This window comes from Paranoxybacillus vitaminiphilus (genome assembly GCF_003259935.1).
Classification (GTDB): domain Bacteria; phylum Bacillota; class Bacilli; order Bacillales; family Anoxybacillaceae; genus Paranoxybacillus; species Paranoxybacillus vitaminiphilus.
Window position 1 is genome coordinate 1 of record NZ_QLMH01000010.1, and the last position, 24,713, is coordinate 24,713.

The following is a 24,713-nucleotide window of genomic DNA, read 5'->3' on the forward strand; positions in this document are numbered from 1 at the left end:
TCGCAAGTTCTGCCCAACAAATTTCCGCTGGCACCCAAGAGTTAAGTGCGGCTGTTGAGGAACAAGTAAATACAGCCCGACATTTAGATACATCAGCGAACATACTTCAAAAAATGGCAAAAAGTTTTAGAGGGAGTTACAAAAAGATATATTGTTAAACAGTAGCGTCGCATAATCTGATAGACTTGTCCAACATTAAGGTTTCCTTATAATTAGGGATTTGGTCAGAACCTCCCTAATTATAAGGAGTTTTCGTTTTTATACCTAAAAACAATCCTGTACTTGAAGCCTTGCTATTCCTCATTTCTTCCTTTCCCCTATTCCTCTCTAAAAAGCAAAATCAAGGAATTTATTTCACTGAACAAAGGTTTATTTAACATGTTCACCGATTCATCTCCCACCTCTAAACAACGTGTAGGTGGGAGAGGTTCATGAATTGCGTAGCAGGTATAAGGAAAACCGGTTTCAAAGTTCTAGATTCAATTGTTATAACCTCCCAATTGTTCCGCGCCGATCATTTTCCGTATTTAAAGTTACTACTTAAAAAGCTTGTATTGGATGGTTAAAACTAAACTTTAGTATTGGCAGCAACCAGTTGTGACTATAAACTGGTGCGGCTGATGTTATCAAAATAACTGTCTCCTTTCAAGGTCATAGGTCATTCCCCTATTCTTGAAAATGTCGAATTTTCAGTTCCGACAAATTTCAGGCTGTGCACAGGCACTAAATTCTCTTACTAATCAGAAAGCAGTATTTTCGTTCCACAATTACATATTATAGAATGTTTCAGACGACGAACCGGTTTGTGACATCTAAAGCATACTGTTTGTTTCATTTATATTGCCACCTTTTTCTGTTTACATATTTCATTGAGAACACTGTTTGCAAGAGAGCTAATAAACAAAGGATGTGTATTTGGCATAGGAGGTCTATAATATTTTGCATTTAATTGCTTAGTTAAGGCGAAACATTCATAATCATTATCATAAAGCACCTCTAAATGGTCAGATACAAAACCAATTGGCGCATATATAAAAGATGTAAATCCACTTTTATGCAATTCTGCTGTCAAATCTAATACATCCGGCTCTAACCATGATTCAGGTGTATTTCCCTTGCTCTGCCAAGCTATCGTATATTGAGCAAACCCCAATTCTCCAGCAATTAAATCAGCAGAATGCTGCAGCTGCGATGGATATGGATCATGATACTGAAGTATTTTTTCCGGAAGGCTGTGGGCAGAAAAAATAATCATTGTCTTTTCTTTTTCACTTACTGTCATTTGGCTAAGAATGTCGTTTATTTTCATCGTCCAGTATTCAATAAAACTCGGCTCATCGTACCAGCTGTTTATTGGGTAAATCATAGGACCGTTTATTTTTTGCGAATGCCCCATTGCTCTCTTATTATAAATTTCTATACTATAAGTAGAATAATGAGGCGCTAAAACAATACTTACCGCTTCGTTTATTCCGTTTTCCTTCATTTTTTCTACCGCGTCTTCGATAAATGGATGAATATGTTTTAATCCTAAATAAACTTCAAATTCAAAAATATCTTGAATCTCATTTAGATGCTTTTCCAGAAGATTCGCCTGCTTTAATGTTATTTCCGCTAAAGGAGAAACACCGCCAATATAGTCATACTTTTCTTTTAGCTCCGCTACCATTTCTTCTGATGGTGCTTTGCCGTTCCTAATATGAGTATAGTAAGGAATTAAGTCCTCATCTTTGTAAGGGGTTCCGTAAGCCATTACTAATAAGCCCATTTTATGTTTTTTCATAACGTTTCACCTCTTGTTCAGCACAGTCATTACATATACCAAAAAATTGCAAATGATGTTTGTGAACTTTATATTTAGATATGGATTCAGCCAAAAATTCAACCTCTTTTATAACAGGATAATAAAAGTCCTTCATTTTACCACAAATTGTACATGTAACATGGTAATGTTCTTTTTCTGAATTCCACTCATATTTTGTTAATCCATTCTCGTAAGGAAGATCTTTAACTATTCCATGTTTTAGAAAAAGTTTTAAATTATTATAAATCGTGGCGAGACTAACTGTAGGTAATTTTACCTCTATTAATTTATACAGCTCTTCAGCTGTTTTCATTCCCATCACTCAATGTGTAAAAAAGGAAATCCACCATTCTCTAAGACTAGCTCCTTTTTTATAATTAATTATAAATATTTTATTATTAAAGTCAATATTAAATTATAATTATTTTAATTTATAAAAATCAGATAAAACATGTTTCACAAATTTACTCATAATTCGACTTATTATTTTATCCTGAAGATTGTTCCAAAAAACATGAATGATGGGAAAGTCCCGCTTTTTTCAGAAAACGAAAATACCGATAATCAAATTTAACATGGTTTTTAGATTGGCAGTCATCTTGCTGCCATCTGCTCGAAAAATAAAAAAAGAGACATTACGAAAATCGCAATGCCTCTACCAATGGGAGACACCTTTCTAAATCTAACAAATGGTGCTATATCCTCATCTGTTATTTTGTTACCGACAGTTCCACAGCCGCGTCAAGAAACGAGCTTTTTGCGGGGATGCTCACTTTACTGAAAGGCCCTATACAATTGGACTGTATTGGACTATGAGTTCAATGTAATAAGCCGGAAAACTCTTATCTGGTTGACACACTATTTTTCCGTTAATGAATGACTATATGTATTCCCCAGCTCATACGCTCGATTAAAGAGACTTGCGTAATGCTTTTTGACTTCATCTTCATTTTCGATATCTTCTGCTAATGTATTATACAGAAAGGCCACTTCAGACTGAGAAATGCCTGTATAGCCAGCTAAACCAACATTCAAATAATGAGAAATCATCGTATCGAAATTTCTTTTTTTAAGGCTTTCTTCTGTCTCTCCAACAAGAGGAATCCACAATACCTTTTTGTGCGGAAGACGTGCTTCTCCATAAGCAAAACCATAGTTCCATGTCCGGTCTATATATCCTTTTACCATCGCCGGTAATGAATACCACCATAGCGGGAAGATGAAGGCTAATCCATCGTTTCTTCTCAATCTTTCCATTTCTGCATGAACACGCGGAGAATACGTTTTATTAGGGTTATCCCAATCAGGTTCATCTTGTTCGTAAACAAGCGGATTAAATTCCTCACCATACAAATCCAAAACTTCAACTTCATGGCCAGCATCTTTTAGTCCTTGGACAAAACGTTCGGCAATTGCAAAAGTAAGAGACTTTCTTCTAGGATGTGAGACAATCGTTAGCACTTTCATATAATCAACTCCTAAACAAATTTTTCGGTTAACTATCTTGAAATGTACCATTATCTCCCTTCGTAAGCAAACGATAAGATTCTTGCTTATATTGCGTATCAAAGGGTTTAAATATTCGATTTTTAATTTAACTTACTATTTAATTAGCTAACGTAAATTTGAAGCGGGATACTTCTTTCGAAATCACGTTAAAAAAGGGCAAGCCTCTAACATGAAGAGTGCATTGCCCTTTGTAGCATTAATCATTTTCTTTTCTAGTGTAGAATTCAGAATGAGTCTATTACGAGGATATCTCATTAGATAATTGTGTTTTTCGGTGATTTCGAATCGCCCACCATAAAGAGACACTCCATCCGAATAAGATTGCTACATATACGGATGTATGCAAATCTTCAGAAATCCCCCAAGAATGTAACAATGTACGCACATTAGTTAAAATAATGAGTCCCCCAACGAGAACACCAAGTAAATGGGATGGCATAATTTTAACGATCCATGCGGCAATCGGTGCGGCCACTAATCCTCCCAGCATCAGCGTTCCGACCCAAAACCAGTTGACTTCTTCCCAGCCTAATGAAATAAAGAATCCAAGCGTAGCAGAAACAGCAACAGCGAACTCGGCAGTATCTACTGTACCAATCACTTTACGTGTTTCAATTCCTCTTTTTGCAAGAAGAATCGGGGTCGTAATAGGTCCCCATCCTCCTCCGCCGGTCGAATCAAGAAAGCCTGCTAGTAAACCTAATGGAATGAGCTGTTTGTTTGGCAGCTTTTTATGGTTTGTCTGTTCTTGTGGTGAACGAAGGAAGAGAAAGCGATACATGATATAAAAACCAAGCACTAAAAGAAAAAGTGAAACATATGGCTTAATAAGGTCGCCAGGAAGATTGCTTAAAAAACATGCTCCAAAAAACGCCCCGATGGAACCGGGAAGAATGAGTCTTAACATCATCTGACGGTCAACATTTCCAAACTTCAAATGAGATACACCGGAAGCTGCTGTTGTCACGACTTCTGCTAAATGAACAGAGGCCGAAGCTACTGCTGGTGCAATGCCAAAGGTAAGTAACAATGTCGTCGAAGTCACCCCATAAGCCATCCCAAGCGATCCATCAATCAGTTGAGCAACAAATCCAATGATTACAAAAACAATCAACTTTTTCATGTTTTCAACACCTCCAATGTCATTTTATTTTTTTGTAATGAATGAACTAGAAGGAATTCATAAATAACATCTAAACGTACAAAGTATTTTGAGATGTGTCATCTAAAGCCCACGCTTCTCAAAAGCGATATAATTCATGTTTCCTCCTTTCATTAAAAAAAGCACTGATTCGTTAGCATGTAACGACTCAGTGCCTTCAGTTTGTCTGATCAGCATCTGGATATTCGAATTTTTTGAATAATTTTATCAACTTCTACATTAATATTAACTAATCCTATTTGTCAAGTAGGTTTTAAAAATAAAAAACAGCCTTCTATGAGTAGTTTGCTTTTGCTATCGATTTTTACGACCATTATTCATTCTCATGACGATCACAGTAAATGTGCATCGCTTCATTTTGATCAAAGTTAGGGTGAGCGAGAATGCTTTTGATTTCTTGCAAACTAAATCCCATTTCTTTAACATGTTCACCGAGAAGTTTCCCACCTCTAAGCAAAGTGTAGGGGGAGAGAGGTTCATTGATGAGGACTTGCGGAGTTTGAAAAAAGTATTGAAAAACTTAAAACAATGAAAGCCCTTCCTCTCTTCCATCCTTGCAGTTCCGAGACCGCGCCAGTGTGATTTCAGCTTTTCAATACTTCCTGTTCAACAGAAAAGGTGATGCCACCAAAGCAGCATCACCTTTTGTGTTCAGCAATTACTCTGTTTTAGCTTTTTCGTACGTTGATTGCTTGAGGACCGCGGCTGCCTTCGACAATATCTAAAGTCACTGTTTGTCCCTCTTCTAACGTTTTAAATCCTTCGCCTTGTATTGCCGAAAAATGAACAAATACATCATTGCCTCCATCCACTTCAATAAATCCAAATCCTTTTTCTGAATTAAACCATTTTACTTTACCAGTATTCATGTAAGTTCCTCCTAAAAATGAAAAATATTTACCATTGTTCCATTACTTCATTATTCAAAATTAAAAAGCCGCACACTCATGAACTGCAGGCCTTATAAGATCGCCTACACTTCAAATGAGGTACGACTTATAGCGGATCCATGATATAACGAACTAAATGGTATTTATATTATCATAACCAATAAAAAATGAAAAGTCAAGAATAATTGTGATTAAATTGATAGCTTGTTTTGATAAGTTTGCTCGATAAAATTTGCTTTATAAAAGGCTCGATAATTCAATATACAAACAATCATCGATGAGATTGACGCAACGACAAGGAGTGTAAAAACAATAAATATTTGATATTTAACAGCCGCTATAGGTTCTGCACCAGCTAATATCATTCCCGTCATCGTGCCAGGAATTTGTACAAGTCCCATTGTTTTTAATGTATCAATAGTTGGGATCATCGCGATTTTGATCGCATTTCTTTTTATTTCTTTTTCATCCTTGCCTTCTTGTTTTTTCATCGACTCTAATACCACTCCAGAAGCGACCATTGCCGTTCCGGAAAACATCCCCGCAACCGGTATAATATATTGCGCTTGAAACGGGATAACATGAAATATAAGCCACAAACATATGGATGAGCTTACAGATACCGTTATCCCTAAAAACACGAACCAAAATGTCCGTTTGAACTCGATTCCTCTTTTAGAGACGCTCATAGAAGCAGCGACTACCATGATCAACACATAACCTAAAATAACGTACTATCGCTCAAAAGAAAAAATATAGGAAATAAAATAACCTAACAATAATAACTGGACAAACCCTCTTAATGACGACCAAAGGATGTCTTTTTCTAATTTTAATGTTTGTTTATACGAAACGAAAATCGGCACAAAAATGAACAACAATATCGCCAATAGTGCAGTATTATGAATTTCCTGCAAATGAAACACCCTTCCTTTTCAGAACTTTTTAAGGAAAAAATACAACATTGACAAGAAACATGACTATACATCGCTTATGTTTTAATGAAAATGAACGTCTAATAAATTAACTTTTTCTATATTTCTTTAGCAAATCCTACATTTCTTTGTATCATCTGATTGTGAAAAACGATGAAAGTTCTGTTCCATTGCCCTTGTATATAGGAACACAAATAAAAAGAGACTATCTCATACGAGACAGTCTCATAACATCGCTATTCACTGTTGATGCGGAAAAATGGTATTCAATCTTTTATTTATCTTCTAATGTTAAAACGACACGGCCGTTGATTTGACCTTTTAACATTCTGTCAAATACTTCATTAATTTTTTCAAGAGGCTGCACTTCAATAATCGTTTTTACTTTACCTTCTGCTGCGAATTGAAGCGCTTCTTGTAAATCTTTTCGTGTACCGACAATGGAACCGATAATTTTAATTCCGTTTAATACGGTATCAAAAATCGGAATCGGCATTTCTTCCGGCGGCAAGCCGACAAGAACGCACGCTCCGCCTCGGCGAATCGATTTGTATGCAGATTGAAAAGCTGGTTTCGATACAGCTGTTACAACCGCTGCGTGTACCCCGCCAACTTTATCTTTCATAAATTGTGCTGCATCTTCTTTCATAGGGTTCACAACAAGGTCGGCACCAAGCTCTTTTGCAAGTTCAAGCTTCTCGTCACCTAAATCAACCGCAACGACATTAAGCCCCATCGCTTTCGCATATTGCACGGCAACGTGTCCAAGGCCGCCGATACCATAAATCGCTACCCATTCTCCTGGTTTTGCCCCTGTTACTTTTAAAGCTTTATATGTTGTAACTCCGGCGCAGAAAATAGGCGCCGCTTCTTCAAACGATAAGTTATCAGGAATTTTAACAACATAGTCCGCAGCAGCTCTGCAGTATTCTGCATATCCCCCATCGACTGAGTAACCTGCATTTTGCTGCTGTTCACATAATGTCTCTTGTCCGCTTAAACAATATTCACAATGGCCGCAGGCAGAATACAGCCAAGGAATACCAACTCGATCGCCCACTTTTAAATGGGTTACACCCGGACCTACTTCTTCAACAATTCCAACCCCTTCATGTCCAGGGATTAAAGGAAGTTTTGGTTTGACCGGCCAATCGCCGTGCGCGGCATGCAAGTCAGTATGGCAAACACCGCATGCTTTAATGCGGACTAATACTTCGCCATATGAGATGGTTGGCTTCTCCACTTCTTTTATTTTTAATGGATCCTTAAATTGCTCAACTACTGCAGCTTTCATATCTGTTCCCTCCCATGTACTTAAAAAAGGAATCCTTTCGTAAAATATTATATGCTATTCTATTTTGTTATATAAAGCCGCAGTAGAACAAATTCAAAAAGTTGTCGAGAAGATTTGTCTAAAATGTTAACATTTACAATAATTCTTGACAACAAAAGCCCCGTTTTCGCTATTTTTATGGTATTGAATTGGTAATTGCTTCAACAGCTATGACAAGTAAACTCAATATAACAGTTATGAAAGCAGAGTTAAACAATATTTTTCTAATAAATAAAAAATGATTTTAGATTCAGCTTTTTATTTATCCGGATATAATAAATAAAAGAAAACGCCTAAAACCATCGGAGCTAAACCAAGGATGGCAAACCCAATTCTTCAACCAACTTCTTCCAGTCAAATATCCAAAAATAAAGAATCATAAAATGAACTACCATCAACGGAAATGTTAAGATGTGCGATATTTTGCAGAGCAAAAGTATCCCCGCTTTTATGACAGTCGTTTAAGAAATACATAGCTCACTTTATCGTAATGCATTTTTTCTTCGTAAAAACGATGCGCGTCAACACGCTGTAATCCGGATGATAATGAAACGATCTTATAACCATTTTCTTTAGACCACTGATGTACGTATGATAAGAGTTTTTCACCGTATCCTTTTGAACGTTCGCTTGGTTCTGTCACTAAGTCGCAAACCCAAATAAACCGCCCGTTGTACAAAGTGATCATCGGCATAAAACCGACAACGGCAACGATTTTGTTATGATCATAAAAGGCGAATAATCGATATCCCTCTTTTTCCCGGGCCTCATGAACTAATGCAAGATATGAATGTTCCTCAAGATGTGTTCTTAAATGCCTCATCACGGGAAATGCCTGTAAAATTTCTTGATCCGTCTGCAGTTCTTTAATGAAAGCGGCTGTCATACTCATCTCTCCTATTATTAGTTAATTACATTTCTCATTTCATCGCCTAAATACTCTCCCTACTGTCTGTTTGCAGCTTGATGGGAAAGAAGTCGGGCAAGGCCAATCAATAAGCAGGCTACACTAATGGCCCATAAAATTCCGGAAATTCCCATACTCAATGATGCGTTTTCCGATCCCATCGGATGTTGATGTTCAAAGGTATTTATGGCTTCTAAAAGCTTGTACCCTGCAAAAGCAAAGAAAACCATGTGTCCGATGAACCAGCTGAAAGCTCTTCTGTTGAATTTATAATGAAACCAAAGGACGATTAGAACAACGAGTTCAATCGTCATTACGATCGCAAATCCCCAATTGAGCATTCCGTATACTTCGGCTTCCAAATACATTCCCACACCTCTAATCTAATCACAATAGTTTCCGCTGCCCGTGAACATTCGGACTGAAATCCGAACAAATTTGTTAATAAAACTGCTTGCTGCTTCGAGCGGCTGCAGTCTTTTTAAACGTCTAATACTTACATATATTAACACTTTGTAACATTATACATCCACAACAAGCGTATCATATGCCATCTCAATATTTAGACCTTCTTCGTTTAACTGTTTTTCCATCTCTTTCAGCTCATCAAAACTTAGCCCATTCATTTCCTCAATGTGTATTAATATCGTTTTCTTAGGATTAAGTGCTTTAATAATTTCTAATGTTTCAACAAAAGTGGCTTCTTCTTTTAATACAGGATGCTCTGAAGTGATTAATCTTTCCCCTGTAAATGGATGATATTCAAAAATCCCGATAGGCAAAATGGCAAGATCAACACTTTGCAATTGTTGAGCAGGTTTCCAGTTATTCAGTTCATCAAGAGCGATTAAGACTTTTTTATCGTTTGTTTTTAATAAAAATGCATAAACATAATCTTCTGCCAGACGGAATGGCCATATTTCTGTATCGTTTATCCAAACATGATCACCATCTTTTAATAGTCATTCATCGAACTTCCCTGTTTGATAATCAATAATGGCCTTTCGAATCTCCTCTTTTGTATTCATGACAAACGGTCCGTATGCGACAACAGGTTCATTTATTGGCTCGCCTGCATACAGAAGAACGCGGAGTTTTTCTTTGGCAGTAATTTTAATTTCACTCTCGGAAGCTCCGTCCGCTGAACTTAAAAATAACACTTTGTTTTTTCATAAAGGCCTCTCCTCCTGTTTTCAGTTGATGTTGTTTAGATTTGAATTCAATATGTTTCGATTAACTCTTTCAATCTTTCTGAATCAATTCAATAAAATGGTAAATAATCCTTGCCGTTAATCCCCAAATAACTTTATTTTTATAATAATAAAAGTGCTCATCCATTTTCCGGGGGCGCCAATGATAATTTTCTCCGTTCGGAATCTTATCAAATGGAAAATTTGGTTCAGGTTCTGCTTTAAAGTGGACGTAATAAACTTCCGGCTCCGTTTGTTGAAAGAAAGACAGCGGAACAGTAAATATTTCAGCGACCTCCTCTTTATTTGGTTTCATTTTGTGAGGATGACGAATCGTCGCAACAAACGGATAAATGATCGTGTCAAAAGGAGACACGATGTAGTCTAACGGAAAAACGTCAGTGATGTTCGTTTTTTCGATCCCTAATTCTTCGACTGTCTCCCGAATGGCTGCTTCTTGGGCGTTTTTGTCATTTGGATCCATTTTTCCACCGGGAAAGCAAATTTCTCCAGGCTGCCTGTTTAAATGAAACGCTCTGACTTCAAACAAGACGTGAAGCTCATCGTCTTTTTCGATTAACGGTAAAAGTACTGAGCATTTACTGAACTGATCATGTCCTAACAAAGTCGGTGTTCGATTGCTTAATTTGTCAATAATTGTTTTATATTTCATCGTTTTCCCCTCATTTCCTACTTCACCTTCATACTTAATATATGTATCGTAATCAAGAATATAGGCTCCTTCATTGCCGAATAAAGCATCGTCACATGCAAATGCTTTTCATCACGTTTGAAAACGAATGGCAACAGCGGATTCCCTATTCGCTGTTTACAGAAAACGATTTATCTTCCTACCGAAATGTTATATGGATCCGTACCGGCATGATACAATTCATAATAAAAACCTTTTGCTTTTAATAGGGAATGATGGGTGCCTTTTTCAACAATGCGCCCCTCATGAAGCACAAGGATTTGATCAGCATTTCGAATCGTATTTAAACGATGGGCGATAACAAAGCTTGTTCTCCCTTGCATGAGCCGGTGCAGCGCTTCTTGTATTTTCAGCTCTGTTATCGTATCAATGCTGCTTGTTGCTTCGTCTAAAATTAAGATAGACGGGTTGGCTAAAATCGCTCTTGCAATCGCCAAAAGCTGTTTTTGTCCTTGGCTGATGCCGCTTCCTTCTTCGTTTAAAACGGTATCGTAGCCGTTTGGAAGCTTCATAATAAACGAATGGGCATTTGCTAGTTTGGCTGCTTCTTCCACTTCTTTGTCACTGGCATCAAGCCTGCCGTAACGAATATTTTCCCGAATTGTTCCTTGAAAAAGAAACGTATCTTGTAAAACGAACGCCATATGCTGTCTAAGACTTGCTCTTTTAATATGTTTGATATCGTAGCCGTCAATGAACACCTGTCCGCTATCCGGGTCATAAAAGCGGGAAAGAAGATTTATAATCGTTGTTTTCCCTGCCCCTGTCGGACCGACTAATGCCACCGTTTCACCAGGAGAAACGCGAAAATGAATATCTTGAATCGTCTCCCGACTTTTTTCATATGAAAACGAGACGTGATGAAACTCCACTTCTCCTTTTACGTTTGGTAAATGAACGGCCTCTTTTTCGTCTTCTTCCTCTTCCATATCGATGATTTCAAAAACTCGTTCCGCCCCGGCCATCGCCGACAGCAGCATATTAAATTGGTTGGCAAGGTCGTTAAGAGGCCGAGTAAACTGCCGTGAATATTCCGCAAAAATAACGATGACCCCAATCGAAATGAGACCTTTTAACGCGAACACTCCTCCTATCCCGGCAATGATGGCAAAGCTAATGTTATTTAATACGTTCATCAGCTTTGGAATAAAACCGGAATACGTCTGCGCCCAAAAACCGGATTGTTTCAGTTTTTCATTTTTTCGTTGAAATTCAGAAATGATCTTTCTTTCTTGCGAAAACATTTTGATGATTTTTTGACCAGAAATGGATTCTTCAATAAAACCGTTGAGCTCTCCTAAATTGCGCTGCTGTTCTTTAAATAACATCCGCGTACGGTTTGTAATCCACTTCATGCCGAAGTACATCATTGGAACGATCGTTAACGTCAAAACCGTCAGCAGCGGACTAAGCGAAACCATGACAAAAACCGCGCCAACAAGCGTAAGAGTGCTTGAGAACAATTGAATCATCGAACTATTTAATGTTTGGCTCACATTTTCGATATCGTTTGTAATTCGGCTCATGAGCTCTCCATGCTGCCGCTTTTCGAAAAAGCGGATTGGGAGTTTATGAAGCTTCTCAAAAAGCTGTTTTCGCAACGAATAAACCGTCTTTTGGGCAATTGCAATCATCCAATAGTTTTGCAGAAAAAGAGACAGAGAAAGAAAAAGATACACTCCACCCAGTATGATTAACGACTGAATGAGCCCGTCTTGCTTTTTTGTGACAATATGTTCATCAATGATTTTCCCGATGAAATACGGGCCAAACAGACTTAAAAAAGAGCTGAAAATAACCATAAGAAAAACAAGTACTAACATTCCTTTCTGCTTTGAAAGGAGCGTTGCTACTCTCTTTAATGTTCGAAACCAATTGTTTGTTTTTTGTTCCGCTGTTTTTTTCCAATGATGCTGCGGCTTCAACATATGTATATCTCCTCACTGCCAAGCTGTGATTGCACAATTTTTTGATAAAGAGCACAGCTTTTCCATAAACACTCATGATTCCCTTTTGCTAATAAACCCCCGTCATCGAGAAGTAAAATCGTATCCGCCTTCATTGCCGTGCTTACCTTTTGGGTGACAATGAACGTTGTACATGTATATGATTTCAAAGCTTTGAATAACTCCGCTTCTGTTTTTAAATCGAGTGCACTTGTACTGTCATCCAGCAGTAAAATTTTTGGCTTTCGTATAAGCGCTCTTGCGATGGAAAGCCGCTGTTTTTGCCCGCCGGAGAGGTTGACCCCTTTTTGGCCAACGATCGTATCATATCCGTTTGGCAGTTTCATAATCGTTTCATGAATTTGCGCATGTTTTGCTGCTTCCATTATTTCTTCCATCGAAGCGTCTTCTTTTCCAAAAGCAATATTTTCTTTTACCGTTCCGGAAAACAATAAAACTTCTTGCGGAACAAAGCCGATTTCTTTCCGCAGCATTTCTTGATTCATGTCGCGAACATCAATGCCGTCAAGCAAAACCCGGCCTTTATTCACATCATACAACCGCGGAATTAGTTGCAATAAAGAAGATTTTCCCGATCCGGTCGCTCCTAAAATGGCAATTGTTTCCCCCGGATGGGCAATAAACGAAATATTTTTTAAAACAGGTGCATGAGTATTTGGATATTGGAAGTAAACATTTTCAAATACGACTTTACCTTCTTTGACTGTTGTTTTATGATTGATTTCTTCACGATCCGACAGATCGCTGTTTACTGCCAGAACTTCTGAAATACGCTGTGCCGATGCTTTCGCCCGTGAAAAAACGATGAGAATCAACGTAAAAATCGATAAAGCCGAGGTAATGCGTGTAGCATAGTTGACAATTGCTACCACCTCTCCCGCTTTTGCGCTGCCGATTTGGATGCTCATATTCCCAAACGAAAGAATGACGATAATCCCAGCGTTCATAACGAATAACAGCACAGGCATTGAGAGTTCCATGACTTGCAATGATTGAACGGTGCGGTTCATCAAATCTTCATTCGCTTTTATAAAGCGCCGCTGTTCATGTTCCCCTCTCATCAATGCTTTAATGAGTTTCATTCCCGCTAAATTTTCCCGCATGACTTCATTGACTTCATCGAGTTTTTGCTGCACCATTTTAAATAATGCCATCCCTTTATTCATCATCCATATAAGAAACAATAATAAAATCGGAACCGTGAAAACGAAAATAAGCGCGAGCTTGAAATGAACATAGAGCGCCATCACCGTACCGAACAACACTAACAGCGGCGCCCGCAGCATAATACGCAAACTCATAAATACGGTGTTTTGGATTTGCGTGACATCGTTTGTCATCCGTGTAATTAAAGAAGAAGTCGGGAATTGATTGAAATTGGCAAACGAAAACGACTGAACTTTTTCGAATAAACGGTTTCTCAACGCAAATCCGTAATTTTGACCAACGTGGGCAGCTGCAAAAGAATTGGCAATTCCAGCCATAAAAGCAATAAGGGACGTGCCCATCATGACGGCACCCCACTTCCACACGACAGAAAAATCGTGCTGCAGTATTCCGTCGTCAATGATTTTTGCCATCAGCAACGGATGCCATAGCTCAACGGCTAACTCAATGAGCATAAGCCCCCATGCCAATATCATCCATTTCGTATATGGTTTTAAATACGATAGCACCCCAAACATGTAAAACCCCCAAACAAAAGTTACTGTTCATTTTATTTTAACTGTTTATGATTGTTTTTTACAGATTTTTGCTTTTGATTCGAAAAATCAAGAAGCGGGAAATCGTTTGAAAACAGACATCCCCGCTCCTGTACGGCTTGTTCGTGATGCTATCTTTTTTGTAAATAATCGACAATTCCCATCGCACAAACGTTTAAATCTAAGCGGATAATTTCATAAACGTCTGCTTCGCGCGGTATACGCTGTTCGTCCAAAAAGGCGCAAACCATGGCAAAAAGCCCGTTAAAGACCGCATTTGTCTTTTCTTCAAAAGAGGAGTTTGGCTGTTCATTCACCATTCTTTCTCCCACTTCGACAAACTTCGGCAGCCACTGTTTCAGCTGTTCAAAGACAGCATGCGGATTTTCCGACATACCGAAATGTCCAAAGTAAACGCGGTCAATATTTAAGTTCTCGAGACGTGCAGCAGAATGGAACATCGCTTCCGGATTAAATTGATTCGGTGAGGTCGAAGGTAAATAAAATTCTAGTCCATACTCAAGCAATTGCGGGTAAAATACCCCAACGGTATCGCCGGTGAAAACGCCGTTACTACGGGAATCATAAATGGAAAAATGGTGGTTGGCATGCCCCGGTGTATGAAGGAATGTCAACGTGCGGTTTTCGCCAATCTGTAATGTATCGCCATCTTCCATGGCAAATAAACGTTCTTCTGGAACAGGCAAGATCGGATTGAACAATTCATCAAATTTCTCACGGTAAACAGCTTTCGCACCTTGAATTAGCCTTGACGGATCGGCTAAATGCCGTTTCCCTTTTGGATGGACGAAGACGTTGGCATTCGGACATTGCTCAAGTAAAAGACCGACCCCGCCCGCATGGTCAAGATGAATATGGGTGACAATAATGTTTTTGATGTTTTTTGCCTCAAGCCCTAATGCTTCTAATCCTTTTAGTAAATACGGAATCGACGGACTTGCACTCGTTTCGATAATCGTTAATTCTTCTTCATGAAATACGTATGTACCTGTTCGTTGGGCGACTCCTAAATCATAAACATCAATTAATGAAACCCCATTCCCTAAATCAATCGGTTTTTTCATATTTTTTCCTCCTATAAATTATTTTGGATACCAATTCTAGCAAATGAAGGTTTTATGAAAAATGTTGCAGAATATAATAAATACTTGAATCCTTTTCAAATTCAGTACCTTTACGATTTGTTTACTGTATAAAATATTCTACAAATCCATCAAAATTCCTTGTTTAACTAAGCTTTTCTGTATGATGGATTTGGTTTGGAACGGGATACAAAATAGAAGATTCCATTATTAAAGTTAAATATGGACCTTTTCAGAAGACAATAAATATCAAAGAAATAAACAGTGTAAGGACAACGAAAAATCCATTTACAGCACCTGCTTTATCTATGGATAAAATTGAAATGAATTACTATCTCTCCGAGGAATAAAGATGAGTTTATTCGTCAACTATTAAACCAAAATCCTGAAATTCAAACAGATCATCATCTTACAATGAATGGAAGAGAGTGGACGTAAAACGCAACTCTCTTTTTTTGATAGATGAAAATGAACAATATTCATTAACATACACTTAAAAAAATAGAGGAAGAATTCGTTTCTTCCCCTCATTAATACACATCGCGTTTCGTAAAGACGATAAATGAGATGATAAGAGCAGCCAGTCCCCAAACGGCAAGAACGGTCATGGAAAATCCAAGTGTCATGCCATTGATTGGCGGCGCCATGCCACTCACATAATCGGTTAGCCGTAAGTTCACCATAAACAGGTATTTTGCTGATTCCCAAGATGATACCATAGTGGACAAAATCGCTCCGGAAATGAGTGCCGCTAACATAATCCCCATAACAGCAGCTGTGCTTCTCATCAGAACGGAAAGCATAAACGTCAATGTTCCGACAACGAGCGATACGAACCAAACAAGTCCGAATTCCATTAATAAATATTTCCATTGCGAAATTAAGTGGACGTTTGCTGTATCTAATTCTTCTCCATGTACAGAGAAGCCGGTCAATAGCGGCAATGTCCACCCGCTGAATCCAAATACAACTCCAGAAATAAGATAAGAGAGCGCTCCTAAAGACAATAAAATAAATGAAACCGATAAAATCATAGCGATATATTTACTCAATAATATTTTCCATCTTTTTACAGGTCTAGTTAATAATAATTTAATCGTCCCGCCACTTGCCTCCGAGGAAACTAAATCTGCGGCAATGACCATCACCATGAGCGGGATGAAAAGGTCAATCGAATTTTCGGCAAACATTCGCATAAACGTCGGTGCTCCCGGGGCAGATGGATTAATATCATGATCGAGATAATATTGTTGCTGCTGCAGGCGGATTTGTAAAAACTTTCGCCATTCTTCCGATAAACCGCTCGAATTTAGCCGGTTTTGCGTATCAATGATTTGCTGCTGGAGCTGCGCACGCCAATCGGTTGTTCCTAATTGCTCTTGTATGGATTGAACACGTTTCAATTGAGCGTATGTAAAAAGAGCAACGAGAACGGCAATAATCGCTGCAATAATCAACAAACGTTTTTTGCGAACAATTTTTATCATTTCGTTATAAACTAAATTAATCAATCGTCTCGCCCTCCGTCAGCTCGATAAATAAATCTTCAAGCGTTGGAAGTTTTGTATGGATTTCACTCACTTTGATTCCTGCTTTCACTAACTTTTCGTTCCATAATGAAACTTTTTCCGCATCGTAGTGCGTGATCAACGTACCGTCTTCTTCCCCTATGATCACCGTTTCTTCCTCTAAAAGAGCTTTTGCTTTTTCGAGCGGCTCCACTTTCCAAATAACGCGTTCCTGTTCTGCAAGGAGATATTCCACTGTATCAATTCGGATAATTTCCCCTTTTGCCATAATCGCTACACGGTCACACATAAGCTGAATTTCACTTAACAAATGAGAGGAAACAAGTACAGTGAGGCCTTCTTTTTCTGCTAAAAAGCGTATGAATTCCCGCATCTCGCGAATACCGACAGGGTCTAATCCGTTGGTTGGCTCATCTAAAATCAGGATTTTCGGCTTACCTAACAGCGCCTGCGCGATCCCAAGACGCTGACGCATTCCTAATGAATAAGTGCTGACGCGATCATGAATACGGTTTTGCAGTCCGACTAATTCTACGACCTCTTTGATACGATTTTTAGGAATATCGGGGACCATCCGCACAAAATGTTCGAGATTTTCCCATCCGGTCAAATACGGGTATAATTCAGGATTTTCTACGATACAGCCAATTTGCCGAACCGCTTTGGAAAATTCCCGGTGCAAATCATAACCGCATAGCAGGATTTGTCCCGAAGTCGGCTTGACAAGTCCGACAAGCATGCGGATGGTTGTCGTTTTTCCTGCTCCGTTTGGGCCTAAAAAGCCGAATACTTCACCTTTTTTCAACTCAAACGAAAGGCCTTTAATGATTTCTTTTTTTCCAATCTTTTTTCTTAAGTCTTTCACGACAAGAGTCGCATTTCCGTTAGTCATTTTTCTCATCCCCTTCCGTGAACGTAATCAATGATGCCACACGTTCACCAATCAGCTTGTATCCTTCTTTGTTCGGGTGGAATTTATCGCTATACAAATAGTCATTTACATTCAGTTCAAACAAATCAAAGGTTGGAACCGCAATGATATTCGGATAGTTTGCGGCAGCTTCTGCTGACTGAAAATTCCATTCACGCACCACAGCCGAGGTTGTTTTTGCATCCGTAAGGTCGTTAAACGGATTATAAAGGCTTATGTAAAACACAACCGCATCCGGATTTAAGTGGCGAATCGTTTTGAAAATGGTATGGAGATTTCGCAAATAATCAGCTTTTGCTTGATTCATTCGTTCAAGCGAAAAGTTACTTAGTGCTTCTCCGCTTTGAAACAAGTCATTTCCACCAATCGTCATTAGAATAATATCGGCCTGCTTGATTTGTCGTTGTACTTCGATTTGTTGAAGCTGAGAAACTAAACCAGCGGAACGTTGTCCTTTAATGGCTAAGTTTTTCACGCGGATCGTTTGTTTTGTCTTTGTTTGCAGCTCATCTGCTACATAACCGACATACCCTTTTCCGCTTTCATCCCCCGTTCCCCGGGTTAACGAATCTCCAAGGGCTACGATATGGAAGCCATCCTCTTTTTCTTCAGCAACGTTTTCTAACGAAATTTTTTTCACTGGTGATGATGCTTCATAAAAAAATTGATCTTTTATCGCAAGTCCAAGCCCTGCCATCCATAATCCACTTGAAAAAATTGCGAGAGCGGCGATTATTTTCACCACATTCACTTTCACAGAACCATCCTTTCATGCTATAGCGTTATCTCATTTAGTTTCATCATACATCATCGGCACTGATAAAGCATTTACTAAGTGTGCTTCACCTCAAGTATAAACTTGATTATAAAATTGATGTGCATCATCTTACAAACTGCATGAAAGCAAAAAAAAACGAGCCGCTCAATGAGTGACTCGTTTTTTGTATAAATGTACTTCGCATTTAAAACTTAGCCTGATAGTTTTTGATTTCCCATGTGTGTACAGCTGTGCGATAGCTGTCCCACTCGGCTTTTTTCATCGCTACATATTCACTGAATACATGTTCACCTAGGGTTTCACGGCCGATTGTACCGTTTTCCAATTCTTGAATCGCTGCTCCTAAGCTGCCAGGTAAATTTTCGATTCCGAGCTCTTGACGACGCTCTTCTGTCATGTGGAAAATATCTTCGTCAATTGGCGCCGGTGCCTGTAATTCTCTTTCAATACCATCAAGACCTGCTACCGCAATGACGGCAAATGCTAAGTACGGGTTTGCCGATGGGTCTGGACAGCGAAGCTCTACGCGAGTTGCTAAACCTTTTTTCGCTGGAATACGAATTAACGCTGAACGGTTTGAAGCGGACCAAGCGATATAACAAGGCGCTTCATATCCCGGCACAAGACGTTTGTACGAGTTCACTAATGGATTAGTGATAGCCGCAAAGCTTTTGACGTTTTCAATTAATCCGGCGATAAATTGGTAAGCTGTTTCAGAAAGTTGGTTTTCATCGGCCGGATCAAAGAACGCATTTTCACTTCCTTTAAAGAAAGACATGTTAACGTGCATACCAGAACCGTTAATTCCAAACACCGGCTTCGGCATAAATGTTGCACGTAAACCAAATTGGCTTGCAATCGTTTTGACTACCCATTTATACGTTGTTGCATTATCTGCAGAACGCAATGCATCGGCGTATTTGAAATTGATTTCATGCTGCCCTTCCGCTACTTCATGGTGAGAAGCTTCAATCGTAAAGCCCATTGCTTTTAATGCACGGTAAATTTCTAAACGAACACGCTCACCAAGATCTTTTGGAGACGGCTCGAAGTACCCGCCGCTATCATGTAATTCTGTTGTTGGGTTACCGTTTTCGTCTGCTTTAAATAAGAAGAACTCTAACTCTGGACCGACAGAGATTGTAAACCCTTTTTCGGCTGCACGTTTAACCGTCTTTTTTAGCACGTTACGCGGGTCGCCTTCAAATAATGTTCCATCAGGATTGGTAACAGAGCAAAGGAAACGAGCTTCAGCATATCCATCTTCCACTGTCCAAGGCAACACAGCAAACGTATTTAAATCAGGAAGAAGGTAGAGGTCTGATTTATTTATTGGAGAAAATCCTTTGATTGAAGAACCGTCGAACATGATTTTCCCTTCAACTACGTCTTCTAACTGCTCGGCTGTCACTGTCACATGCTTTAAAATCCCTTCGATGTCAACAAATTGCAAATGAAGAAGCTCAACATTTTTTTGTTTGATCGTTTCTTTAATTTGTTCAAGAATCGCCGTATCATTGTTTACTTGAGAAAGAGTTGCTTTCGTCATGTTACGTAACCTCACATTCTTGCGTCTATTTTTTTTACATGACTCTATTATATTGAAACACTTCATCTTTGACAATATATTTTCTATAAATTTTTCTGTATTTTTATAACTTTTCAACCGAAAGCGTTTTCGTATATCTGCATCATAACTATGTTATTTTAAAACCATTTCATTATCCTTTAAAGCGATGTTCCTTATATAAACCACATCGTTAATACGCATATTAATACATTACCATTTTATAATTTTTACATTTGCAATCTTATGAAAAAACAGCGCGATTAATCGCGCTGTTTTTTCATTCTTTCTTTGTTATTTACCGCTAACCTTACGTATTTTAACGGCAAACATGATACTTGTCAGAAAGTGAAGATTCCTCCTGCTTTTCGATTGATGGAAGTAAATATGGTTGTTACCACTCCAACGACAGTGACTACTACTAGCGAATATAGAAAAATATCAAGTCCGACAATCCAGCTTCCGCAAAAAAGGACAATGCCGTCGATAATAAAAATGAGAATGCCGACATTATAGTTTGTGAGTTTAGAGATGAACTGTGCTAATAAATCCGTTCCGCCTGTGCTCGTTTCATGGCGCAGCATAAGACCAATTCCTGCCCCAACGAGTACTCCGCCGATGATGGAGCTGAAAAGAATAGGGAGTTTGAGACTTCCCCTTAATGGAGAGAGGACATCGATCATAAACGACGAAAATAACATACCGTGCAAACTGTTATAAAAATACGGCCGATAATAAATCCATGCAATGACATAAAGCGGGATGCTCAGCAAAATAATCGTCAGCCCGACTTTTACATTCCATATGTATTTAATGATTAAACTAATGCCAATCATTCCCCCATCCAGCAACTCATACGGAACTAAAAATACATTAATTCCGAGTCCTAACAAAATACTCCCTGCAATAATCGCCATGGCTTTTTTCATCATTTTTTCTCTCCCTAATTTATGCGGCATTGTTTCTACTTAATATGTATGTCCTAAATAAAAAGAACTTGTCTCTTGATAAAAAATAAGAATAGGCCTATATGCGGCTTTCCAATTGAGGAATTCGTACATTTAGCATAAGTTGACATAATAATATTCTTGTAAATATAACAATGCAGTGCATGCTCCATGCTCAAAAAAGCTAAAAAAACACAGCCAAAACGAACCGGCTGTCCCTATGTTAATGTTTCATTTCATAAGCGACCCATGTAGGTTTGTTAATTTTTGCTGACAAATTGACAATTTTTGTTTTTACTCTTTGCGCATCTTCTCCTGCTAACGGAGTTGGCTGATAGTTGTTTCTTGTTGTAACAGAGGAAATGCGAAATGGAATAATATGAATCTCTTTTTGATTGGTTAGTTGACCGTTTTGAAAATAAAAAGTTTGCTGGAAGATAAAAGTATCTTTATCACTTGGATTTTTATTTCCGCCAAACATAAAGTTCCCCAAGCTGTAAACAATAAACTTCCCTTTATATTCTTCGATCCCTTGAATGACATGGGGATGATGGCCGACAACTAAATCCGCTCCGCTATCGATCGTAAAACGGCCTAATGACTTTTGCGCCTCATTAGGAACGTAGCTTCTTTCCTCGCCCCAATGAAAATGAACGAGAACGATATTCGCCCCTTCCTCCCTCAATAAGCGAATATCATTGGAAATTTGCGTGCGAATCATATCATCATCATTCCATCCTTCGTAACCGAGCGCGCCGATTTTCACTCCTTTTATAGTCGTTAACAGTTTATGTTCGTAACCAAAATAACCGATATTCTCTCTTTTAAGGCTTGCAATCGTGTCTTCATACCCTTTTTGTAAATAGTCATGTGTATGGTTATTAGCCAAATTGACTGCTTCAATTCCTGCTAATGTCAAAATTTTTGCATATGCCGGGTCGCCTCGAAAACGAAATTTTTTCACCGCTTTTTGTGTGGATGCTGTTAAAGTTGTTTCTAGGTTAGCTGTTGTAAAATCATCACTTTTAAAAATCGGCTCTATATTTTTCGTAAAAAAGTGAATACCGTTTTTTTCTGCTTCATGATCAAAGGAGTTTGTATATTCGTAATTTCCATCACGACCTAGCGTTACGTCACCCGCAGCGCTCAATGTGATACTTGTTTCCTTAACACTCGGTTCTTCTCGTTGTAATTGTTCCTTTTCTCGTTCTTTGTTTTCTTCGGGTTCGTTTCGTGAAGATTCTTTCGTCGTTTTGTCGACTGTTGTTTGTGTACGAAGGTCTTCAGTTTTATTGGTCATTGTGCTGCAGGCACATAAAAACGTGAATAAAGCAATCATAAAAATTCCACTCATAAATTTCATTGTTTCATAACCCTCTTCTCATGAAAAGTACTTATTAAAAATGCTATGTACATAAAAAATGGATAATGATATATTTTCGGTACTAGATCTATGAAACCCTTTTTTGGATTGATTTTTATTGATGATTTAGAACATAGTTTTATTTTATAAATAAAAATAATTGCCTTACTATATAAAAAAGCTGCTCCTCGCGTTGAGGAACAGCTTTAGATAAGTTCAACTAACATCAGTGGGGAATGAAGCCCTCCACTGATGAAGTTGCGCTTTATTCTTTTACTTTCATTAAGCGCAACGAATTGATAATGACAATGAGCGTTGCTCCCATATCGGCAAAAATGGCAAGCCATAATGTGAGCCAGCCCGGGACGATTAAAATGAGCGCTAACATTTTAAGCCCTAAGGCGAATGCAATATTTTCTTTAATAATTCGCAACGTTTTTCGGCTTAAGCGAATCGTGTACGGCAATTTGGTTAGATCATCTGCCATTAAGGCGATATCAGCCGTCTCTAAAGCGGCATCCGTGCCTGCACCCCCCATGGCGATGCCTACTGTTGCAGCCGCCAATGCCGGTGCATCGTTTACGCCGTCACCTACCATCGCAACGCTGCCAAACTCTTCGCGCACCTTTTTAATCGTCGTTAGTTTATCTTGCGGCAGCAAATCCGCCTTTACTTCTGACAACTTCAGCTCATTGCCAATGGCTGTTGCTGTTTTATCGTTATCCCCTGTCAGCATGATCGTTTTATGAATCCCAAGTTTGTGCAGCGCTTGAATAACCGCTTTGGCACTTTCACGTATTTGATCAGCGACAACGAAGAGGCCGAGCAATTCCTTATTTGTGCCAAGCAGCATCACGGTTTTCCCCTCAGCTTGTAAACAGGAAATTCGTTCTTGTACATGAACTGGTAAAGTGAGAAACTCGGCAAATAACGCTGGGCTGCCGATATAGTAAACATTGCCGTTTACATTTGCTTTCGCACCTTTTCCTGTAATAGAACAGAAATCGACTGCTTGCCATTTTTCGATATCAACCGCTTTTCTTTCCGCTTCACGAAGAATCGCGGAAGCAAGCGGATGTTGCGAATGTCTTTCAATCGCGGCGGCGATTCCCAACAGTTCTACTTCGTCTATATCTTTTTGAATTAACTCCATATTCGTTACTTCTGGCGTTCCTTTCGTTAACGTCCCGGTTTTATCGAAAGCAATCGCTTTTAAACGCCCTGTTTCCTCTAAATGAATGCCGCCCTTAATTAAAACTCCTTTGCGTGCGGCATGGCCAATAGCTGTTACGATGGCAACCGGAGTGCTAATGACAAGGGCGCATGGACAGCCTACAACTAAGACCGCTAATCCGCGATAAATCCATTCTGACCAATCACCGTTCCATAATAACGGCGGCAATACAGCCAAACATAACGCAATGAGCATAATAGCCGGGGTATAATATTTCGCAAAGCGGTCGACAAATTGCTGCGACGGTGCCCGTTCGCCTTGAGCTTCTTCGACAAGGTGAATGATTTTGGCAATCGTTGTATCCTCCACCCGTTTCGTAACGCGCACTTCTAATGAACCTTCTTCATTCAATGTTCCGGCAAACACTTCGTCTCCCGCTTGTTTATGAACAGGGATGGACTCCCCGGTAATCGCAGCCTGATTCACAGAAGATTGCCCTTTCACAACAATTCCGTCCATAGCGATTTTTTGTCCCGGCTTGATAATCATAATATCATCTATTTGAATATCCTCGACATCCACTTCATACTCTTTACCCGCTTTACGAATGATCGCTTTTTTCGGGGCAATATCCATCAAGCTACGAATCGATTGCCGCGCTTTATCCATTGAATATCTCTCAAGCGCTTCACTTAACGCGAACAGGAAGACGACAACCGCTCCTTCGCCCCATTCACCAATAAGAGCAGCGCCGATAATCGCTACGGTCATTAACGTTTTCATATCAAATCGGAGACGGATAAGATTTAAAATCCCGGCTTTAAATAATTCATAACCACCGATCATGATGGAAAGAGCGAACAAGCCTATCGACAAAACGCTGTTTTCACCAGCGGTAAACTGTGCACTATAACCTAACAAAACAAATAAAGCAGAGATAGCGGTTGTGATGTTTGTACGTTTCTTCCAAAATGGTATTTGTTGTTCCTCTGCACGCTGCTTGACTGGTATCACTTTTATTCCGTCAAATGCTCCCGCTTTCTCAAGCTGCTCAATCGTCGCTTCGCCAAAAACCGTTATTTTCGAAGCACCAAAATTAATTTGGGCATCGACAACCGTTTCAATCTCTTTTACGTTTCTTTCAAATTGTGCCGCGCAATTCGTGCAAGATAATCCTTGAAGACGGTATACTTGTTTTTTTGCCTCCAT

Annotated in this window: 21 protein-coding genes and 2 pseudogenes; 1 reads left to right on the forward strand and 22 read right to left on the reverse strand. The window is 39.0% G+C overall.

The window, feature by feature from the left end:
• Positions 1-835: 835 nt before the first annotated feature.
• From hemH to B0I26_RS11760, 15 genes and pseudogenes are all read right to left on the reverse strand, one after another.
• Positions 836-1,783, reverse strand: coding sequence for a ferrochelatase (gene hemH, locus B0I26_RS11690; RefSeq protein ID WP_111645618.1), 948 nt, complete (start codon positions 1,781-1,783; stop codon positions 836-838).
• Entirely contained in the window at positions 1,770-2,117 is a 348-nt protein-coding gene (locus B0I26_RS11695) for a Fur family transcriptional regulator (RefSeq protein WP_181502865.1), read from the reverse strand. The genes hemH and B0I26_RS11695 overlap by 14 nt, the downstream gene beginning before the upstream one ends.
• A gap of 545 nt (positions 2,118-2,662) precedes the next feature.
• Positions 2,663-3,271, reverse strand: coding sequence for an NAD(P)H oxidoreductase (locus B0I26_RS11700; RefSeq protein WP_111645620.1), 609 nt, complete (start codon positions 3,269-3,271; stop codon positions 2,663-2,665).
• A 280-nt stretch (positions 3,272-3,551) separates the two neighbouring features.
• Entirely contained in the window at positions 3,552-4,436 is an 885-nt protein-coding gene (locus B0I26_RS11705) for a sulfite exporter TauE/SafE family protein (RefSeq protein WP_111645621.1), read from the reverse strand.
• Positions 4,437-5,143: 707 nt separating this feature from the next.
• Entirely contained in the window at positions 5,144-5,344 is a 201-nt protein-coding gene (locus B0I26_RS11710; protein ID WP_111645622.1) for a cold-shock protein, read from the reverse strand.
• A gap of 212 nt (positions 5,345-5,556) precedes the next feature.
• A pseudogene (locus B0I26_RS11715) lies at positions 5,557-6,291 on the reverse strand (ABC transporter permease).
• 283 nt (positions 6,292-6,574) lie between these two features.
• Positions 6,575-7,594 carry an alcohol dehydrogenase AdhP gene (gene adhP / locus B0I26_RS11720; RefSeq protein ID WP_111645623.1) on the reverse strand — a complete coding sequence of 340 codons (1,020 nt, stop codon included), beginning with the start codon at positions 7,592-7,594 and terminating at the stop codon, positions 6,575-6,577.
• Positions 7,595-8,081: 487 nt separating this feature from the next.
• On the reverse strand, positions 8,082-8,519 hold the full coding sequence (locus B0I26_RS11725; protein ID WP_409991430.1) for a GNAT family N-acetyltransferase: 438 nt from the start codon (positions 8,517-8,519) through the stop codon (positions 8,082-8,084).
• Between the two features lie 59 nt (positions 8,520-8,578).
• Positions 8,579-8,908, reverse strand: coding sequence for a hypothetical protein (locus B0I26_RS11730; protein WP_111645625.1), 330 nt, complete (start codon positions 8,906-8,908; stop codon positions 8,579-8,581).
• 153 nt (positions 8,909-9,061) lie between these two features.
• On the reverse strand, positions 9,062-9,346 hold the full coding sequence (locus tag B0I26_RS11735; RefSeq protein WP_111645626.1) for an MBL fold metallo-hydrolase: 285 nt from the start codon (positions 9,344-9,346) through the stop codon (positions 9,062-9,064).
• 156 nt (positions 9,347-9,502) lie between these two features.
• A pseudogene (locus B0I26_RS11740) lies at positions 9,503-9,703 on the reverse strand (pirin-like C-terminal cupin domain-containing protein); the annotation flags it as partial.
• 79 nt (positions 9,704-9,782) lie between these two features.
• Positions 9,783-10,403 (reverse strand): NUDIX hydrolase, encoded by a 621-nt coding sequence (locus tag B0I26_RS11745; protein WP_111645627.1) that lies wholly within the window; start codon positions 10,401-10,403, stop codon positions 9,783-9,785.
• Positions 10,404-10,573: 170 nt separating this feature from the next.
• Positions 10,574-12,370 (reverse strand): ABC transporter ATP-binding protein, encoded by a 1,797-nt coding sequence (locus tag B0I26_RS11750; protein WP_111645628.1) that lies wholly within the window; start codon positions 12,368-12,370, stop codon positions 10,574-10,576.
• Positions 12,364-14,094 (reverse strand): ABC transporter ATP-binding protein, encoded by a 1,731-nt coding sequence (locus B0I26_RS11755; protein WP_111645629.1) that lies wholly within the window; start codon positions 14,092-14,094, stop codon positions 12,364-12,366. The genes B0I26_RS11750 and B0I26_RS11755 overlap by 7 nt, the downstream gene beginning before the upstream one ends.
• A gap of 149 nt (positions 14,095-14,243) precedes the next feature.
• Positions 14,244-15,197, reverse strand: coding sequence for an MBL fold metallo-hydrolase (locus B0I26_RS11760; RefSeq protein ID WP_111645630.1), 954 nt, complete (start codon positions 15,195-15,197; stop codon positions 14,244-14,246).
• Between the two features lie 260 nt (positions 15,198-15,457).
• Here B0I26_RS11760 and B0I26_RS19005 point away from each other — a divergent pair, with 260 nt between their 5' ends.
• On the forward strand, positions 15,458-15,565 hold the full coding sequence (locus B0I26_RS19005; protein ID WP_409991431.1) for a PH domain-containing protein: 108 nt from the start codon (positions 15,458-15,460) through the stop codon (positions 15,563-15,565).
• A 180-nt stretch (positions 15,566-15,745) separates the two neighbouring features.
• Here the strand turns inward: B0I26_RS19005 and B0I26_RS11770 are convergent, their stop codons facing one another.
• The 7 genes from B0I26_RS11770 to B0I26_RS11800 all read right to left on the reverse strand — a co-directional run bounded on the left by B0I26_RS11770 (position 15,746) and on the right by B0I26_RS11800 (position 24,713).
• A complete protein-coding gene (locus tag B0I26_RS11770; protein ID WP_111645631.1) occupies positions 15,746-16,726 on the reverse strand; it encodes an ABC transporter permease in 981 nt (326 codons plus the stop codon).
• The gene (locus B0I26_RS11775; protein ID WP_111645632.1) at positions 16,719-17,636 is read right to left on the reverse strand and encodes an ABC transporter ATP-binding protein; all 918 of its coding nucleotides are present in this window, start codon (positions 17,634-17,636) and stop codon (positions 16,719-16,721) included. Before B0I26_RS11775 ends, B0I26_RS11770 begins: the two co-directional genes overlap by 8 nt.
• A complete protein-coding gene (locus B0I26_RS11780; RefSeq protein ID WP_111645633.1) occupies positions 17,629-18,432 on the reverse strand; it encodes an SGNH/GDSL hydrolase family protein in 804 nt (267 codons plus the stop codon). Before B0I26_RS11780 ends, B0I26_RS11775 begins: the two co-directional genes overlap by 8 nt.
• A gap of 205 nt (positions 18,433-18,637) precedes the next feature.
• Entirely contained in the window at positions 18,638-20,002 is a 1,365-nt protein-coding gene (gene glnA, locus B0I26_RS11785; RefSeq protein WP_111645634.1) for a type I glutamate--ammonia ligase, read from the reverse strand.
• 359 nt (positions 20,003-20,361) lie between these two features.
• Positions 20,362-20,952, reverse strand: a complete 591-nt coding sequence (locus tag B0I26_RS11790; RefSeq protein ID WP_111645635.1) for a YitT family protein — start codon at positions 20,950-20,952, stop codon at positions 20,362-20,364.
• Between the two features lie 238 nt (positions 20,953-21,190).
• Positions 21,191-22,330 (reverse strand): CapA family protein, encoded by a 1,140-nt coding sequence (locus tag B0I26_RS11795; RefSeq protein ID WP_245934772.1) that lies wholly within the window; start codon positions 22,328-22,330, stop codon positions 21,191-21,193.
• A gap of 265 nt (positions 22,331-22,595) precedes the next feature.
• Positions 22,596-24,713, reverse strand: coding sequence for a heavy metal translocating P-type ATPase (locus B0I26_RS11800; RefSeq protein WP_111645636.1), 2,118 nt, complete (start codon positions 24,711-24,713; stop codon positions 22,596-22,598).